The sequence below is a fragment of the Brasilonema angustatum genome (assembly GCF_059505445.1).
The window spans coordinates 1-16,161 of the sequence record NZ_JCACKO010000094.1 but is presented as its reverse complement, the minus strand read 5'-3'; the positions used below and the strand labels follow the sequence as shown (position 1 = coordinate 16,161).

Genomic DNA, 16,161 nt, shown 5'->3' with positions numbered 1-16,161 from the left:
AAAACTGCCAAGCGAGCGGTTGCCAGAAGCACTCGCTGTTGCCAGGGAAATTCAGCATGAGTATTATCGTGCCAATGCTTTGAGTGCTTTAGCTTCCGGTTTGTCACAAATGCCATCTACTGAACTTTTTCCCCTCTGGCGAGATACACTTCATAAACTATCTCTTCGCACGCGCCCTAACTTGCTGCGAGATATCAAGATATTGTTTCCAGTTATCTTTGCATTAGGTGGTGAAGCCGCAACGGCAGAAATTGCCCATGCGATTGTGGATGTGGCGCGATGGTGGCGGTGAACAGACGCGGGGATTTAGTATTTATTGACAATCTTCATTTTTTGTGCATTCTGGCATGAAAGCCCAGTTCGTTGCTCAATTTCAGCCGCAAAGGTTAAGCCGCTTAGAGAAAAGAATTGTTACAATAATTTCAGAATCCATGTCAGATTAGCAGTCCTTGATCCAATCTGAAACTCTAGAATTACTTGAATGGTCACGCCTGTGCCAGCATTTGTCTACCTTCGCGGCAACAAAGCTGGGGACTATCGCTGCACGCCATCTACAAATTCCTGCCTCGCAATCCCAAAGTGAGCAGTTGTTAGCGCAAACAAAAGAAATTTACGAACTGGAAAACCGCCTAGGTACGGGGCTTTCGTTTGATGGAATCCAAGATATTGGTGATTCCCTAGAACGCGCCGAACTGCAAGGAATTTTGCAGGGAGATGAATTGCTGGCGATCGCCACCACTCTTGCAGGCACCAGAAATGTACGTCGTGTAATCGACAAACACCCAGATTTAACAGTACTCAATGATTTAATTACTGATTTACGAACTTATCCAGAATTAGAACAAGAAATTCACAGATGTATAGACGAAAGGGGTCAAGTAACTGACCGCGCCAGCCAAAAACTTGGTGAAATTCGCACTTCCTTACGGCAATCACGCAGTCAAATCACCCAAAAACTGCAAAATATATTACAGGTAAAAGCGAATGCCGTCCAAGAACAGATTATAACTCAAAGGGGCGATCGCTTTGTTATTCCCGTGAAAGCGCCTCAAAAAGACGCCATACCGGGTATTGTCCACGATACTTCCACCAGCGGCGCAACGTTGTATGTGGAACCGAATTCTATCGTCCCAATGGGAAACCAGTTGCGGCAGTTGCTCAGAAGAGAGCAAATAGAAGAAGAAGCAATTCGTCGTACATTAACAGAGCAAGTCGCGGCTGTCAAGCCAGATTTGGAACAGTTGTTAGCAATTGTTACTACCTTGGACTTGGCATTGGCAAAAGCGCGTTATAGTTTGTGGCTAAAAGCAAATCCCCCACGCTTCATTAACCTAGACGAAAACGAGAGCATTACCTTACGGAAGTTACGTCATCCACTTTTGGAGTGGCAGCATTACCACGAACAAGGACATTCCGTAATTCCCGTTGATTTGCTGATTCAGCCACAAATTCGGGTAGTCACAATTACCGGACCAAATACTGGCGGAAAAACTGTGACGTTGAAAACCCTAGCTTTGGCAGCATTGATGGCGAAAGTCGGCTTATATGTGCCTGCACGGGAACCAGTGGAATTGCCGTGGTTTGATAAGGTGCTGGCAGATATAGGTGATGAACAATCCCTCCAGCAAAGTTTATCGACTTTTTCTGGTCACATCCGCCGCATTAGTCGGATTTTGTCAGCGCTAGACGAGGAGAAGGAAGCAGGGGAAGCTAGGGAAGTAGGGGGAGAAAAGACTATCCCATCTTCCCTAATCCTCCTGGACGAAGTGGGTGCAGGAACAGACCCCGTTGAAGGGAGTGCTTTGGCAATATCGCTCCTACAATATCTCGCAGACCATGCTCTGTTGACAATTGCAACCACTCACTTTGGTGAACTCAAAGCGCTAAAATACGAAGATGAGCGATTTGAAAATGCCTCTGTAGAATTTGACGAAAGTACGCTTTCACCAACTTACCGTCTACTTTGGGGTATTCCTGGACGTTCTAACGCCTTAACAATTGCCCAACGCCTGGGGTTGAAATCAGCAGTTGTGGAAAGTGCGAAAACGCAACTGGGAGGAGCAACGGATGAAGTCAATCAGGTGATTGCTGGGTTGGAAGCGCAACGCCGCCGTCAGGAAACCAAAGCAGAACAAGCACAGGATTTGTTGCAGCAAGCAGAACGTTTATACAAAGAAGTATCCGAAAAAGCCACAGCATTGCAGGAAAGAGAGCGTGCTTTACGTGTCTCTCAGGAGGTAGCAGTACAGCAGGCGATCGCCCAAGCTAAAGGCGAAATAGCTCAAGTGATTCGCCGCTTGCAGCAAGGTAAACCAACAGGACAAGATGCTCAAAGCGCAACAAAAGCTTTAGGTGAAATAGCAACCAAATTTATACCAGAACAGCCTCCAAAACCAAAAGTGGGATTTGTTCCTAAAGTGGGCGATCGCATCCGTATACCCAAACTCGGGCAAACAGCCGAAGTTTTAACCGCCCCAGATCAGGATAGGCAGTTGACTGTCCGCTTTGGAATCATGAAGATGATGGTGAAACTGGAAGACGTAGAATCTTTAGATGGTCAAAAAGTTGAACCAGTTGTCAAGGAGGTGACGAGGAGCAAACCAGAGCCAAAAATCACAACCTTGCCAGAAACTCCTGCAATTCGCACGTCTAAAAATACGGTAGATATACGCGGGCGTAGAGTACCTGATGCGGAAATCATTTTAGACAAAGCAATTTCAGAAGCCACAGGACCAATATGGATTATTCATGGACATGGCACGGGTAAGCTACGGCAAGGAGTTCACGCTTTCTTAAAGCAACATCCAAGAGTCAGCCGTTATGAAGCAGCAGAACAAGCTGATGGCGGTACTGGTGTGACAATTGCTTACATAGGTTAAAACTAAGATCAGGAAACAGAGAAACCCCTCCGGGAACGTCCGTCGCCTGCAAAGGAGCCAGTACTTTAGGAGGAGAGCCAGTGCGTTGGGCGGCTCAGCCGACTTGTAGTACCTGGCGTTCTCCCTCTCAGTAGCGGAGACGCTACGCTAACACGCTTGTTCTGGCGTTGGAAACGCTACCAAGAGCGCTGGTCTCACCGGTTTTTGAAAAAATCCGGGTTTTTATTATGGTACATAGTATAACTAAGATAATCACAAGTGAACAATTGGGCTATTTTGAACAGCGATTGGATACTAGCGATGATCTACATACCAATATTTCTTGTTACTAAAAAATAAAAAAAGTTATTTGTGTTTGACAGATAAAGCACAATTGATTAAGATTATACTTTTTTCAAAACAGTTTTTCATCATAGAGTAAAGACAAAGACCTCTGCTGTTTACCAAAGTAATAGAAGCTGTAGCTCCCGGCTTCGGCTGATACTGATTGGAAACCAACCTTAATCCTTAAGAGTCTGGTTTCAAAATGGGTAACAGCAACAGCCCTCACCAGCCTGATCACCTATGCTAAAAGTTATGCACTCTGCCGCCGATTCACCCGCTCCGACTTCTCAGTGGGAGGATTTAATAAAGCTTCCAGCCCCAAACTCAGTTCATTGGGACAATATCAAAACTCAGCTGGACTTAGTGCTGTTAGCTTTAGAAACATTGACTGGCATTGGCTCCGAGGCAATGCTACAAGCGGCAATTAGTCTGAATTTAGAGTCAAGAGTGCCAGACCGTGTAGCGTTATGGCGGCTGCGCCAATCAAATCCGCTACGTAAAGGTCAAGGAGGACGAAAAAAACTTGATGTGGAGGAAGCTAGGGCACTTGTTCTGATTACTTGTTACCTTACCAAACAGCACCAAGAATTAATTCGCCGTGCTGTTGGTCTTTTAGAACAAATGGCGGAAGACAACCGCGAACCTCATCAGGCTGCTTTACTTGGAGATTATATTGATGCTTTCTGCAACACTTATCAAGAGCGGATGGAGGAAGATGCAACAATCTCCACAAATGAACTAACCCACCTGGCACTGAAACTGCTTATAGATTTACTTTTTTACAGTGGCCCTGGTGGACATCGCCGTCTGTGGCTAGCACTTATCGACCGTTCAACCAAATTCTAGATTTGAGATTTGAGATTCTGTGATCAAAAATCAAAAATCAAAAATCAAAAATTAAAAATATCCTGCTCGCAGTTCCTGCCATGCCTGTATCAAATTCTGTGATCCGTCGGTATACACCGCCCACCTGCACGCTAGAAGTCTTAGCGCAGAGTTCAGCTTTATCTCAGTGGATGGGTAAATCCGTCCTCAAGCAGCTACAGTTTGAACTTCGCTTTGATGATCCGCGATTGCCAGAGGAAAAGAGAATCGCAATTAGAGGCGACAGCGACCAGCTGGAGACTTTGTGTGCAGTAGTGACAGGTTACGTCCAAGAATTCCTGGAAATGTCTCCTGAAAGGTTTTGGACAAATTTCTCAGGAACAAACTTTTCAGGAACACAGGACGTAACTGTAGTATCTGACGAGACTGAACAAACAAATTTTTACAACCCCCCTTCACAAAAAATTCCCACGAGAAACTCCTTTACTCACCCACCAGATGCAGATATAAAAATCAAGCCTAGCGATCACTTAACTCACAATTTGTTTCTTGGTTCTTTAGCAAATCCAGCATCTGGCCCGGTTATTCAACTGAGTCTGCTGCAATTATTCGATTTAGCAACAGCCTTGGATGAATATTCTGCTGATGTCGTGGCGCTACCAAATCTCACGCCTCGTTCTACAAGGAGGAGTGGCATACCCGCTTGGGCACCTGTTGCAGCAGTTCTAGTCATAGCTGTGGGTTTAGCGCCAGTAACTTGGCAATATGCTAACCGTGTCAGACAACAGCAGACAGCCAGAAAACCAACTTCGGCACAACAAAAGATTGCTCTACAAACCTCGCCTTCACAGGACTTGTCCGCATCTACTGCTGTTCCTACACTCCCTCCCTCAAGTAGTAGTTTATCTTCACCGCCACTCCCACCCTTTGGATCTACCTTAGGAGTGCCCAATTCCAAAGCTTCTCCATCGATCGCTCAAACATTGCCTAGTGTACCTGTTACACCTCAAACATCTGCAAACTCTACATTCCCTTCTGTGCCCCAAACGTCTGCAAAGTCCACATTTCCTTCTGTGCCCCAGACATCTCCTAGTATTGGGAATGTCGCCAAAGCACCTCTACCACCTTTAGGAAATCCGCTGAGTATATCTGGAACAACAAATCTACCTGGAACAACAAAAACTCCAAGCATTTCAACCTTTCCACAAAACACAGCACCAAAGCAACAAATTGCTCTTTTACCCAAATCACAGCCCAACACTACAGCATTAACGTCGAAGAGTGAGCTTCCTTCTACATTGGCTCAAAAAAATTCGACACCTAACAATTTGCCTAGCACAAATAACACTTCCAGTACCCCAACAGGAGCCTCACTCCTGCGGGGCACTTCCTCCAAAGACGCTACGCGAACAGCAGCAGTTCCTGGGAAAAATCTCCCCAACGGACAGGCTGCCCAAGACGGTGGTGTCTCATCACTTCCAACCTCACCTTTGTCCAGTACAGGTGCTGGCCGTGAACCAGTTTCCTCACAACCAGGTACATCTACACCAAGTGGTACTGATGCATTAATTTCTAGATTGCGCCAAGCTCGCGCAAACAGGGCTAATATTCCTACAGAAGTTGCTACTAATAGTACAACTCGTCGAGCCACGTTGTTTGATACACCTCAAGTATCTGAGGCTAGAGACGTATTAAAAAAACGCTGGCAACCGCCTTCTGGATTAAGCCAAAGCATTGAGTATAGTTTGTCAGTGGGTGTTGATGGCACAATTGAGCGCATTTTACCAATGGGAAAAGCTGCAAGAGATTATGTAGATCGTACAGGGATGCCTCTGATTGGTGAACCTTTTGTCTCTCCTAATAAAAATGGACAATCAGTAAAAATCAGAGCTATTTTTCGTCCTGACGGCAAGGTGCAAACTTTTCCAGAAACTGAGTAAGTCAGATAAAGCTATGCAACGCCGGCTTCCTATGCGCCTTAGCACCTGGTATATCTCATCCGCAAGACATGTAGCGTCTTGTGGAGGAGATACCCCAAGAGTGAAAAATAGGAGGGTTGGTTTGACCAACCCTCCTATGTAATATGAAATTAATTTTAATAACGGGGTTTTTTACGGGTTAATCTTTGCTTTTTGCGTCGCCGTTCGGCAGTAACAACTGCTCCGTCCACTGGGTATCCAATTAAGGGTATGACCTGATATTTGCGCTCTTCTTCTAACTTTTTCAACTCGGTGTACTTCACCCAGTGGATGCAATCCACGGGACAGGTGTCAATCGCCTCTTGAATGACCTCATGTGAATCGCCATCTTGACGTATAACACGCGATCGCCCATAATCTGCTTCAATATAAAACGTATTACGGGCGACATGGGCACAGTGTTTGCAGCCAATACAGGTAATTTCGTCTACATAAACACCTTTTTGCCGCAACACACCCCCTAATTCCGGCTCAAAACCAGAGCGTTCTGGAGCGTCTCGCAAAAAACCGCCCAATTCTGGTTCAAAACCAGAGCGTTCATCCTCGTTTTGTTCCGGCGACGGCAAAAAATCAGACATTACGCACTCCAGCGCTGTACAAGTAAGCGAATGGAACCATCTTCATTTTTTTGTTGTTCAGCAACTTGAAATCCAACACGGGCAGTTTCTTTGACGACTGTATGATACGCGTATCGCTGTGTTACTTGCCGTAAGAAACCTTCTACTGATAAATTTTGTTGCCAATATTGTAAGTCAGCAACCAGTTCGTATTCTTTGCCATTCCATTTAAAGCCGATATCGTAACCATTTTCCTGTTCAATGGTAACTTCGGCATTATGAGTTTGACCGCGATAACCACGTACCTCACGTGGACCGTGCTTCCAATCTACACCTAAATCGCTCAGTGCATCCTTCAAGGAATCAACGTTACGGATTTGGGTCTTAATCTGGCTAAAGTGTGACATGGCGGTTGTAAATGAATGAACTAAACAATGAATGAAAACTTACCAATCGCTAAACGTGGTTTGCGTATTCACCACACTGGATTGCTGCACAATGGTCGCAAAATATTCTGAGCTTGGCTCGTGAGTTAGTACCTGTCCTAGCTGTGCCTCTATAGCTGCTGTAACTTCAGCGCAGGAAGCACCTATGATGCCAGTTACTTTTTCTTGTACCCTACCGTCTGGATAAATTACGAACTCTAATGTCTCCATGCTCTTTGCCAACCAAAATACTAGGCTTGGACAGTACTGCTGTAGCAACTGACTACAAATGCAGCCCTCTGAAACAGCATTTTTCCTTAGCTACAAATTTGCCATTTGTTAACTAATGTTCCATCTCTCAAAATATATATCTCAGAAACTTAACAAAACTTATTACTCTTATTAGTTGTTACACCTGTTATTTGTAAGTTTCCCTTAACCATATCAATTTAGTCAAGCTAAAAATTCAACTTTTCATTTCAGTGGGGAAACGGCTAAAAACCAGCATTATTCAGAGAAAAAGGTGTAAAAACAGTGAGATTTGTTGAATATTTTTTTCATTATTCTCGGAATCATCCAATTCTCAGGTACAAAACTAGCCAAACCAGGACTGCTATCGGTTAAACGGTAGGATAAGCTGTTATCTAATTCTAAAAATTTCACCATGAATGCAGAGCAAGTGACAGGTTCTACTCATCTCCCGAAAGCGATGCGCGTAGGAGTACTGGGGTTTGGCGGACTGGGGCAAGCAGCTGCCAAGGTACTCGCCCCAAAACGTGAAATGCTTTTAGTAGCGGCAGCAGACAAACAAGGCTATGCCTACGCCGCTGATGGTTTAAATGCTCAAAAATGCATTGCAACTTATCAATCTCAAGGTTCGGTGGGTTATCTAGAACCCATTGGAACTTTAACAAATCAAAGTGTTGAGGATTTAATAGAAAAATCTTATCCTGTAGACGGGTATTTTCTGGCGTTACCCAATCTCCCCAATGATTTCATTGCCTCTGTCGCTCGCCAGTTTATCAAATCTGGATGGCGCGGGGTACTGGTGGATGCCATTAAACGCACCAGTGCTGTGGAACAACTGCTGGCGATGAAAGAAGAACTAAAAGCCGCAGGAATTACCTACATGACAGGATGTGGCGCAACACCAGGACTGTTAACAGCTGCAGCAGCTTTGGCTGCCCAAAGCTACGCCGAAATCCATCAAGTAGAAATTACCTTTGGGGTAGGAATAGCAAATTGGGAGGCTTACCGCGCCACCATCCGCGAAGATATTGCCCATATGCCGGGTTACACTGTGGAAACTGCTAGGGTGATGACGGATGAGGAAGTAGAAGCACTTCTAGATAAAACCAATGGCGTACTGACTTTAGAAAACATGGAACACGCCGATGATGTGATGCTAGAGTTAGCAGGAATTGTGGGGCGCGATCGCGTCACCGTTGGTGGCATAGTTGATACCCGCAATCCCAAAAAGCCCATTAGCACCAACGTTAAAATCACTGGTCGCACCTTTGAAGGTAAAATTTCCACCCATACCTTCACTTTAGGAGATGAAACCAGCATGGCAGCCAACGTTTGTGGACCAGCGTTTGGTTATTTAAAAGCTGGTATTGGATTGCACCAGCGGGGTATTTACGGATTATTCACCGCTGCTGAAATTATGCCCCAGTTTGTTAGGTAGTTATTAGCTATCAACTTGAGTATTTAATTTATTTATATTAGCTGGGTTTGGTTTTTCAACCCAGCTTATTTTTGGAATAGTTATAATCACTATGACTACTGGTTCAATGAATGGTATCGGTAAAACCGCATTACCGATGACCAGATTTTTTGTGAACTCTTTGCAAAATTTCTAATCGGTTCAATAGTGAGGAAAGTGTTAATGGAAACCCGCAAACTCGGCAATCAAGGATTTGTGGTTTCAGAACTGGGGCTGGGCTGTATGGGGATGTCCGACTTTTATGGTGAACGGGATGATCAAGAGGCGATCGCCACCATTCAGTAGGGACTGGATCTTGGCATTACCCCTACTGGACACTGCTGACATGTATGATCCGTTTACGAACGAACAGTATCACTCAGAAAACGTGGCTTAATTACAGATGCCTCACGAGGCTTTGAGGCTGAGATTGCAAAGGCGGTTATGGGCGGGTCATACCGTTTCACTTTATAGTTGATACAAGTAGGCTGCACCTGGTGCACCCGGTGCAGGGGAAAAAAATTAAAGACCAATCATTTGTACCAAGTATTTCGTGAAAATATGACATCCTTACTCATGAAAAGGAGATAAAAAGATGAGTACGATCGCCACGAAAGACGGCACGCAGATCTTTTACAAAGACTGGGGCACAGGACAAAGCGTCGTCTTCAGTCATGGTTGGCCGCTCAATGCTGATGCCTGGGATGAGCAATTGGTTTTTCTGGCTTCCAACGGCTATCGGGCGATCGCTCATGATCGTCGCGGACATGGACGCTCAAACCAACCCTGGAACGGCAATGACATGGATACCTACGCGGACGACCTGGCGACGCTGATTGAGACCCTGGACTTAAAAGACGTGGTTCTAGTCGGTCACTCGACGGGCGGCGGCGAAGTCACCCGTTATATCGGTCGCCACGGCACAAATCGCGTCGCCAAAACTGTGCTGGTGGGCGCTGTGCCACCGCTGATGCTGAAAACCGAAGCTAATCCCGGCGGACTGCCGATTGAAGTTTTTGACGATATCCGCGCGGGCGTCGCCAACGACCGTTCCCAGTTTTACAAGGACTTGAGCGAGCCATTCTACGGTGCTAACAGACCAGGTGCCAAGGTCTCACAAGGTCTGCGGGAGCAGTTCTGGCTCCAGAGTATGCAAGTTGGTCTCAAGGGCGCACTCGACTGCATCAAGGCGTTTTCGGAAACCGACTTCACCGAGGATCTCAAGAAAATCGACGTGCCGACGCTGATCATTCACGGTGACGACGACCAAATCGTGCCGATTGATAATTCAGGTCGTCTCTCCTCGCAGATTGTCAAAAATTCGACTCTGAAGGTCTATCCGGGCGCAAGCCACGGATTGTACAGCACGCATCGGGAGCAATTTAACGCCGATTTGCTGGCATTCCTCAAGAACTGAATTCGCCCATGCCAGTGCCGCTACAAATCGCCGCAAAAGCAGCGTTTATAGCGGCTATTCCATCAGGGCAAACGCATCTAAATGTCGCACACCTCTAGAACCTGGAACCGAGTCTATTAGTAAGTCTGTTGTAGATTCTCAATTGTCAGATATTCTTCTTCATCAGCTACTTGACTCTTGTAATCAATGTTAATTTGAGTTGGGTAGCCTAGTGTTGGATTATACTTTACATCCAAGTTGTATGCATTCCTGTTGATCGCATCCTTAATTAAATTAAAAAGCCTAGGAACAGTATCGTATTTTTGGAATAGTTCTGGATTAACTGGTTGACCAGTGGCGACAGAAGTCACAGAAGTTGTTCTGCCGTTACGCACTTCAATGATGACTGGTCCTCTTGCTTCAGCTGTGCAGAAGCAACTTCGGCTAAGTGTATACCGATAGTTGGAAATATTTTTCTGATTCCACAAACGCTGATTAGTTTTTAATTGCTGTGAATCATTTTGACTTTTGGCTGATGATTGTGCTACGACTATAGGGGATTTCGATATTACTGGTGTGTGCAAACTTAGAGACATTAGTAATCCTGCACCAATAACAATCGGTAAGCGTATAGGCATTGATTTCATATTCAAGGTTCTAAGCATTTATCAAACTCCCGGGAATTTTTTTCGCTCTCGCTTCATTTTGCGAAATACCTACAACTTAGGGTATAACTAATTTCTTTGTCAAGTTGCCTTCACAGATATTAGGTAAGTGAATTAAATAGCCTTTACCTAATTTTTTAAAGTATACAAATTGATCAGTATAAATAATTTGTACGAGATGCTTTGAAATCTGGAAAAACCTGATCTCCTAATGTAGTTACTATAAGACTCATCTTTGATTTTTGACGAAGCTAAGTACACTTTCTGTTCCCAGTTAAGCGTTCCCTACCTCTACGAGTCAATTCACCCTTCGGGTTCGCCAGATGCCTACGGAGGGAAACCCTCTTGCAGCACTGGTCTCACCAAATAAAACCGGATTCCTATATGCATTTTACAAATATCTATCTTTATGACGTTTTTATAAAAAAATTACATTTATTTACACACCAATTTTTACAAATAAATAACATGAATAAAAGTGTTTATTAACAAACATGTTTTTGACTCTTATTTAAGCGTCTACCAGTCATCAGCAGTTAAATTATCCATTCCTAAAAAAACAAAGAACGTGGAGTATTATGAAGAGACGCAAAATTGTTAGCCTCATTTCTAATAAAGTGGGTATTCCAGGAGATGTAATTCTGATAATTTTGAGCGTTATCATAGTGTTAATAGCTACACTTTACCCGTTTAATTTTCATTTTCCAAAAAGTTTTTCGCTACCAGCCCTTGTTGCCAGTTTTGATAACACCAGTTTTTTTAAAGACCAGGTAAACAATATTTTACTATTTGCGCCTTTCGGTTTCGGTTTGGCTAGTCTGTTACAGAGAAGAAAGATGAAGCCAATCAATCAATTTATAATAGTGATACTTCTGAGTGCTGGCTTATCATTAACAGTTGAAGCACTGCAAGTGTTTCTCCCTTCTAGAACACCGACTCCTGCTGATATTTTTAACAATACTATAGGTGGATTAGTGGGTCTAATCTGCTTTTGTCTGTGGAATTCGGAAAGCTTTCTCTACACCTTAATACGTTTAGAAAATAGTAGAAAGAACAATTCTATTAAAAAACTTACTGTATTCTTTATTGGATATATACTTGTATCATTTCTTATTTCTGTTCTCTGGCAGAATACAACTAATCTGAGTAATTGGTCTTTGAACTATCCACTCTTGATTGGCAATGAGAGAACAGGTGATAGACCTTGGCAGGGCCAGGTTTCAGATGTTTATATTGCTGATAAAGCCATTTCTAAGCATGAAGTATCAGAACTTTTTAGTCAGAAGAATTACAGTGAAATTTTTGGTAAGTCTTTGCTAGCTTCTTATTCATTGAGTGGAACAGGAACTTATCAGGATCGTACTGGTCAACTCCCCGAACTATTATCCCAAGGTCAGTCACCAGATATCAAAGATGAAAAAGGTGTTGTTTTAAGTTCCAACCATTGGTTGAAAACAACAGAACCTGTAAGTTTCTTGAGTAAAAGCATACGTGAAACTTCTCAATTTACAATAATTACTACCGTTGCTACTGCTGATACCGCTCAGGTTGGACCTGCACGCATCATCTCACTTTCCGGTGATTCTCTTCATCGCAATTTTACACTAGGACAGCAGGGAACTGACTTAGACTTGCGAATACGAACACCAATGACTGGAGCAAACGGGGCTGATACAAAATTAACTATTCCTAATGTTTTTGCAGATACTAATCCCCATCATATAGTCATCACCTATTCTGGAGCGACTGTTCAAGTTTATATAGATAAATCAAATTCTTATTCTTTGAATCTCTTGGAATGGTTTCCGAAAGAGCAGAAATTATTTTACTATGCACTAACTTTTATCCCTCTAGGGCTTTGCTTAGCGCTCTTAACGACTTTAGCGAAAAGAAAGTTAACTTTTAATAGGTTGTTGCTTCCGAGTGGGATATTATTACCTTCTGTGATACTGGAAAGTATTTTGGTAACTGACGGCGGTAAAAGTCTCAGCCTAAAAGGTCTGTTGCTTGGTATATTATTAACAGCCGGGACAACACTGATATTAAGATGGCGAGCTTCGATGGTACTTAAAACAGTGAACAGTGAACAGTGAACAGTAAACAGGGAACAGGGAACAAGGGGTGGACTTTGTCCGTTTCCTACCTGATAACTGATAACTGATAACTGATAACTGGTAACTGATAACTGATAACTGATAGCTCTGTCCTGTTATACAAACTAATGTAGTGGGAGACGACTGTTGTGTCACTTCACCCTGAGATAAGTCAAGATTCAATTGTTGAATTACTTACGGCTCAAGGCTTAAAGATTGTTCCCCCAAATCTTATTGAAGAACATCCAACAGCAAAATTACCCTTAGTTCGTTTAACAGGTTCTCCAGAACAGATCGGAGCAGAACATGGAACTAAGCTGTGCGATCGCATTGAAAAAGCTTTTGAACTTTACAGAGCAAAACTTTTTGCCCAATGGACTGATGCTTCGCTCAAGGCGACTTCGTTAGCGTTTTTTGAGCGGATTCAAGAATTTTCACAGGAGTATGCTGTCGAACTAGAGGCGATCGCATCTCACGCAGGGCGATCGCTTTGGGAAGTCGTCATGCTGATGTCCCGAACCGAAATACTTCGCTCTAGTACACCTAATGAATGTACGTCTCTTTACTTCAAACAAAGTCGTATTCTCGGGCAAAATTGGGATTGGGTAGAAGAATTTGAAAACTTAGCTGTCATTTTTGACGTGACACGACAGGATGGTTTCCGCTTTGTTGCTTTAGGAGAGCCAGGTTTTGTCAAAATCGGCTTAAATGCTGCAGGTATTGGGGTTTGTCTCAACATTCTTAAATGTCGAGCAAGTACAGGAGGAATTCCTGTACATATACTTTTGCGAAAAGTTTTAGATTCTACCTCACTCAGTCAAGCGTATCATGCAATCACTGCTGCTGAGCGAGCAACGATGAGTAACATTCTGATCGCTGATGATTCAGGTAGGTATGTCAATCTCGAACTTGCTGGGAACCAATTATTTACTCTCAATGAAAACGAAGTTGAAGTGAATAATGTTGTTGTTCACACCAATGGATTTATCACTTCAAAAACAGAAAAGATTGACTTACCCGAAGAAACTGAAAGTTCAGCAGCGCGAATTGTTCGAGCAAAGTTTCTTACGTCCACTCAATGGGGACGACATGAAGCTGATATGTTAAACATTCTTCTTGATCAGGAAGGAAACTTACCGATATGTCGCCAGTCAGAGAGAAATATTTTTGATGGACTCACCTATGGAACAGTATCAACGGTTGTGATGAATTTAAGGGAAAGAAAACTGATTTTTTCACAAGGTAATCCTCGTAATGGAATGTTTTCTTGTGTGTCAATAAGTAGCGAAATCTAATTAATGCGTGCAAAAATCTCTTTTGAGAGGGACAATTTAAAAATATTGGGAATATGTGGAAAGATGAAATTTTAGAAGAAATTTATAAATATAGAGAAGAACACGCTAAGAGGATGTTTGAAAAGTATTGGGCGAATAGAATTCGCTACTACACAAGCAAAGTCCACCTACGTGGACTAATGGAAAATTAAAGGTTTTTAACCCACGAAGGTGGGTTTTGTCTGTATAGCCGCGACTTCCAGTCGCCAAGTGAAGTATGAAATAAGACTTCTCAAACATCCTATAAGTCTTTTAACTACGACTTACACGCAATTGTTGAAGATTTACGAAAAAAACAAGCGGCTAGAGTCAAACAAATCATTTCAAAACCTCTGAAGGAGTCTAAAAAACCAATGCAACCAACTTAACTACCCGACTTATTACACCTCTTGCATAAATACTTAAAATGTCATGTTGAGCGGAGCGAAACATCTCGCGAGATTCTTCACTGCACTACGTTTCGTACCCTGCGGGAAGCCGCAAAGCGTCTACAGAATGACATCCCCAAGTTTTGGACTTTTGCAAGAGGTCTATTTTCTGAAGCGATCGCCTTCTCGCAAACACAAAACACGCCCCAGGTAATGTTGTTGTTGCGGTGTCAGCAAGATTTGTTCTTACAGCTAGAACCAATAACAATTATCTTTGGTGATAGATAATAGCTGTATAATTGAAATCGCGTTATCAGCGCGTAAGCTTTGATTCACCCGAAAAATAGGCGGCGTCACGATGGGAGACAGTGCAGATCAGTTGTTGACATCAGCGCAAGAAGAGTTCGATACGCTTACCGAAGCGGAGGAGAAATTATTTCGTGCTGTGGTTGAAGGTAAAGCGGCTGACTTTAGCAGCGACGCTGATGAACTCAACGATCCTGCCAAATCTGATCAGTGGAATCATGAGCGCACCTTGTCTGCTGAGCGAATTATCTGGCTCTGTACGAATACAAAAGCGCGAGAACTGTTGAGCTACCGGGGTATACATATTATCGGCGCAAAAATTGAGGGAGAACTGGATCTAAGTTTTGCGACGATAGAGATGCCCCTCAAGTTTATTAAATGTGCTTTGTCAAACTCCATTTCTCTTGAGGAAGCCAAATTACGCTTTTTGAGCCTAGAAGGAACCCATGTTATCTCTATCGATGCTACTTGGATGCAAGTTGAGGGTTCTGTCTACCTGAGAAATGGCTTTGAGGCGAAAGGGGAAGTGCGACTCCTGGGAGTTCGCATTGGCGGTGAACTTGACTGCGTCGGAGGTCATTTCTTCAATGAGGGAGGAAATGCCTTAATTGCCCATAGCGCAAATATCACCGGTCCTGTCTCCCTGAGCGATGGCTTTGAGGCGAAAGGCGTAGTGCAACTGATGGAAACTTCTATTGGCGGTCAACTCGACTGCCACGGCGGTCATTTCTTCAACGAGGGAGGAAATGCTCTGGATGCCGATGGCGCAAATATCACGGGTCATGTCTTCCTGTGCTATGGCTTTGAGGCGAAAGGCGCAGTGCGACTGCTCGGAGCCTCCATTGGCAGTCAACTCAACTGCAGTGGAGGTCATTTCTTCAACGAGGGAGGAAATGCTCTGGATGCCGATGGCGCAAATATTACGAGTGCTGTCTTCCTGAGGGATGGCTTTGAAGCGAAAGGCGCAGTGCGACTGCCTGGAGCTTCCATTGGCGTTCAACTCGACTGTAGTGGAGGTCATTTCTTCAACGAGGGAGGATATGCCTTGGTTGCCGATGCCGCAAAGATCACGGGTTCTGTCCTCCTGAGCGATGGCTTTGAGGCGAAAGGCGCAGTGCGACTGCTCGGAGCCTCCATTGGCAGTCAACTCAACTGCAGTGGAGGTCATTTCTTCAACGAGGGAGGAAATGCTCTGGATGCCGATGGCGCAAATATTACGAGTGCTGTCTTTCTGAGCGATGGCTTTGAGGCGAAAGGCGCAGTGCGACTGCTCGGAGCCTCCATTGGCAGTCAACTCAACTGCAG

At 44.0% G+C, this 16,161-nt stretch carries 15 protein-coding genes; 11 read left to right on the top strand and 4 right to left on the bottom strand.

Going from position 1 to position 16,161, the window contains the following annotated elements:
* From AC5JM2_RS16395 to AC5JM2_RS16380, 4 genes are all read left to right on the top strand, one after another.
* The coding region (locus tag AC5JM2_RS16395) for a hypothetical protein (RefSeq protein ID WP_495835929.1) at positions 1 to 292 on the top strand (292 nt) is incomplete at its 5' end.
* Positions 293 to 449: 157 nt separating this feature from the next.
* Positions 450 to 2,879 carry an endonuclease MutS2 gene (locus AC5JM2_RS16390; RefSeq protein WP_495835928.1) on the top strand — a complete coding sequence of 810 codons (2,430 nt, stop codon included), beginning with the start codon at positions 450 to 452 and terminating at the stop codon, positions 2,877 to 2,879.
* A 564-nt stretch (positions 2,880 to 3,443) separates the two neighbouring features.
* Positions 3,444 to 4,049 carry a DUF3038 domain-containing protein gene (locus AC5JM2_RS16385; RefSeq protein WP_495835927.1) on the top strand — a complete coding sequence of 202 codons (606 nt, stop codon included), beginning with the start codon at positions 3,444 to 3,446 and terminating at the stop codon, positions 4,047 to 4,049.
* Positions 4,050 to 4,129: 80 nt separating this feature from the next.
* Positions 4,130 to 5,968 (top strand): DUF4335 domain-containing protein, encoded by a 1,839-nt coding sequence (locus AC5JM2_RS16380; RefSeq protein ID WP_495835926.1) that lies wholly within the window; start codon positions 4,130 to 4,132, stop codon positions 5,966 to 5,968.
* 155 nt (positions 5,969 to 6,123) lie between these two features.
* On the opposite strand, the gene AC5JM2_RS16375 is transcribed toward AC5JM2_RS16380, so the two are convergent.
* The 3 genes from AC5JM2_RS16375 to AC5JM2_RS16365 are packed head-to-tail and all read right to left on the bottom strand — an operon-like array spanning position 6,124 to position 7,220.
* Positions 6,124 to 6,585, bottom strand: coding sequence for a ferredoxin (locus AC5JM2_RS16375; protein ID WP_495835925.1), 462 nt, complete (start codon positions 6,583 to 6,585; stop codon positions 6,124 to 6,126).
* Entirely contained in the window at positions 6,585 to 6,971 is a 387-nt protein-coding gene (locus AC5JM2_RS16370) for a DUF1257 domain-containing protein (protein WP_048867388.1), read from the bottom strand. The genes AC5JM2_RS16375 and AC5JM2_RS16370 overlap by 1 nt, the downstream gene beginning before the upstream one ends.
* A gap of 39 nt (positions 6,972 to 7,010) precedes the next feature.
* Positions 7,011 to 7,220 carry a DUF2997 domain-containing protein gene (locus AC5JM2_RS16365; protein WP_495835924.1) on the bottom strand — a complete coding sequence of 70 codons (210 nt, stop codon included), beginning with the start codon at positions 7,218 to 7,220 and terminating at the stop codon, positions 7,011 to 7,013.
* Positions 7,221 to 7,653: 433 nt separating this feature from the next.
* Here AC5JM2_RS16365 and bioU point away from each other — a divergent pair, with 433 nt between their 5' ends.
* From bioU to AC5JM2_RS16350, 3 genes are all read left to right on the top strand, one after another.
* Positions 7,654 to 8,676: a (S)-8-amino-7-oxononanoate synthase BioU gene (bioU, locus tag AC5JM2_RS16360; protein ID WP_495835923.1), complete on the top strand. Its 1,023-nt coding sequence runs from the start codon at positions 7,654 to 7,656 to the stop codon at positions 8,674 to 8,676.
* A gap of 201 nt (positions 8,677 to 8,877) precedes the next feature.
* Positions 8,878 to 9,000, top strand: coding sequence for a hypothetical protein (locus AC5JM2_RS16355; RefSeq protein WP_495835922.1), 123 nt, complete (start codon positions 8,878 to 8,880; stop codon positions 8,998 to 9,000).
* Positions 9,001 to 9,289: 289 nt separating this feature from the next.
* A complete protein-coding gene (locus tag AC5JM2_RS16350; protein ID WP_495835921.1) occupies positions 9,290 to 10,111 on the top strand; it encodes an alpha/beta fold hydrolase in 822 nt (273 codons plus the stop codon).
* Between the two features lie 116 nt (positions 10,112 to 10,227).
* Here AC5JM2_RS16350 and AC5JM2_RS16345 read toward each other — a convergent pair whose 3' ends face one another.
* Entirely contained in the window at positions 10,228 to 10,722 is a 495-nt protein-coding gene (locus AC5JM2_RS16345) for a DUF6174 domain-containing protein (RefSeq protein WP_495835930.1), read from the bottom strand.
* Positions 10,723 to 11,333: 611 nt separating this feature from the next.
* Between AC5JM2_RS16345 and AC5JM2_RS16340 the strand changes: the two genes are divergently transcribed.
* The 4 genes from AC5JM2_RS16340 to AC5JM2_RS16325 all read left to right on the top strand — a co-directional run.
* Positions 11,334 to 12,848, top strand: a complete 1,515-nt coding sequence (locus AC5JM2_RS16340; protein WP_495835920.1) for a VanZ family protein — start codon at positions 11,334 to 11,336, stop codon at positions 12,846 to 12,848.
* A 149-nt stretch (positions 12,849 to 12,997) separates the two neighbouring features.
* The gene (locus AC5JM2_RS16335; RefSeq protein ID WP_495835919.1) at positions 12,998 to 14,143 is read left to right on the top strand and encodes a C45 family autoproteolytic acyltransferase/hydrolase; all 1,146 of its coding nucleotides are present in this window, start codon (positions 12,998 to 13,000) and stop codon (positions 14,141 to 14,143) included.
* 428 nt (positions 14,144 to 14,571) lie between these two features.
* Positions 14,572 to 14,838: a hypothetical protein gene (locus tag AC5JM2_RS16330; RefSeq protein WP_495835918.1), complete on the top strand. Its 267-nt coding sequence runs from the start codon at positions 14,572 to 14,574 to the stop codon at positions 14,836 to 14,838.
* Between the two features lie 70 nt (positions 14,839 to 14,908).
* A partial coding sequence (locus tag AC5JM2_RS16325) for a hypothetical protein (RefSeq protein ID WP_495835917.1) occupies positions 14,909 to 16,161 on the top strand: 1,253 nt, incomplete at its 3' end.

What these genes read in the sequence shown, in the direction of transcription:
- AC5JM2_RS16385 (WP_495835927.1), top strand. Translation starts at nt 3,444, where the DNA reads ATGCTAAAAGTTATGCACTCTGCCGCCGATTCACCCGCTCCGACTTCT.
- AC5JM2_RS16375 (WP_495835925.1), bottom strand. Translation starts at nt 6,585, where the DNA reads ATGTCTGATTTTTTGCCGTCGCCGGAACAAAACGAGGATGAACGCTCT.
- AC5JM2_RS16380 (WP_495835926.1), top strand. Translation starts at nt 4,130, where the DNA reads ATGCCTGTATCAAATTCTGTGATCCGTCGGTATACACCGCCCACCTGC.
- bioU (WP_495835923.1), top strand. Translation starts at nt 7,654, where the DNA reads ATGAATGCAGAGCAAGTGACAGGTTCTACTCATCTCCCGAAAGCGATG.
- AC5JM2_RS16350 (WP_495835921.1), top strand. Translation starts at nt 9,290, where the DNA reads ATGAGTACGATCGCCACGAAAGACGGCACGCAGATCTTTTACAAAGAC.
- AC5JM2_RS16365 (WP_495835924.1), bottom strand. Translation starts at nt 7,220, where the DNA reads ATGGAGACATTAGAGTTCGTAATTTATCCAGACGGTAGGGTACAAGAA.
- AC5JM2_RS16340 (WP_495835920.1), top strand. Translation starts at nt 11,334, where the DNA reads ATGAAGAGACGCAAAATTGTTAGCCTCATTTCTAATAAAGTGGGTATT.
- AC5JM2_RS16370 (WP_048867388.1), bottom strand. Translation starts at nt 6,971, where the DNA reads ATGTCACACTTTAGCCAGATTAAGACCCAAATCCGTAACGTTGATTCC.
- AC5JM2_RS16355 (WP_495835922.1), top strand. Translation starts at nt 8,878, where the DNA reads ATGGAAACCCGCAAACTCGGCAATCAAGGATTTGTGGTTTCAGAACTG.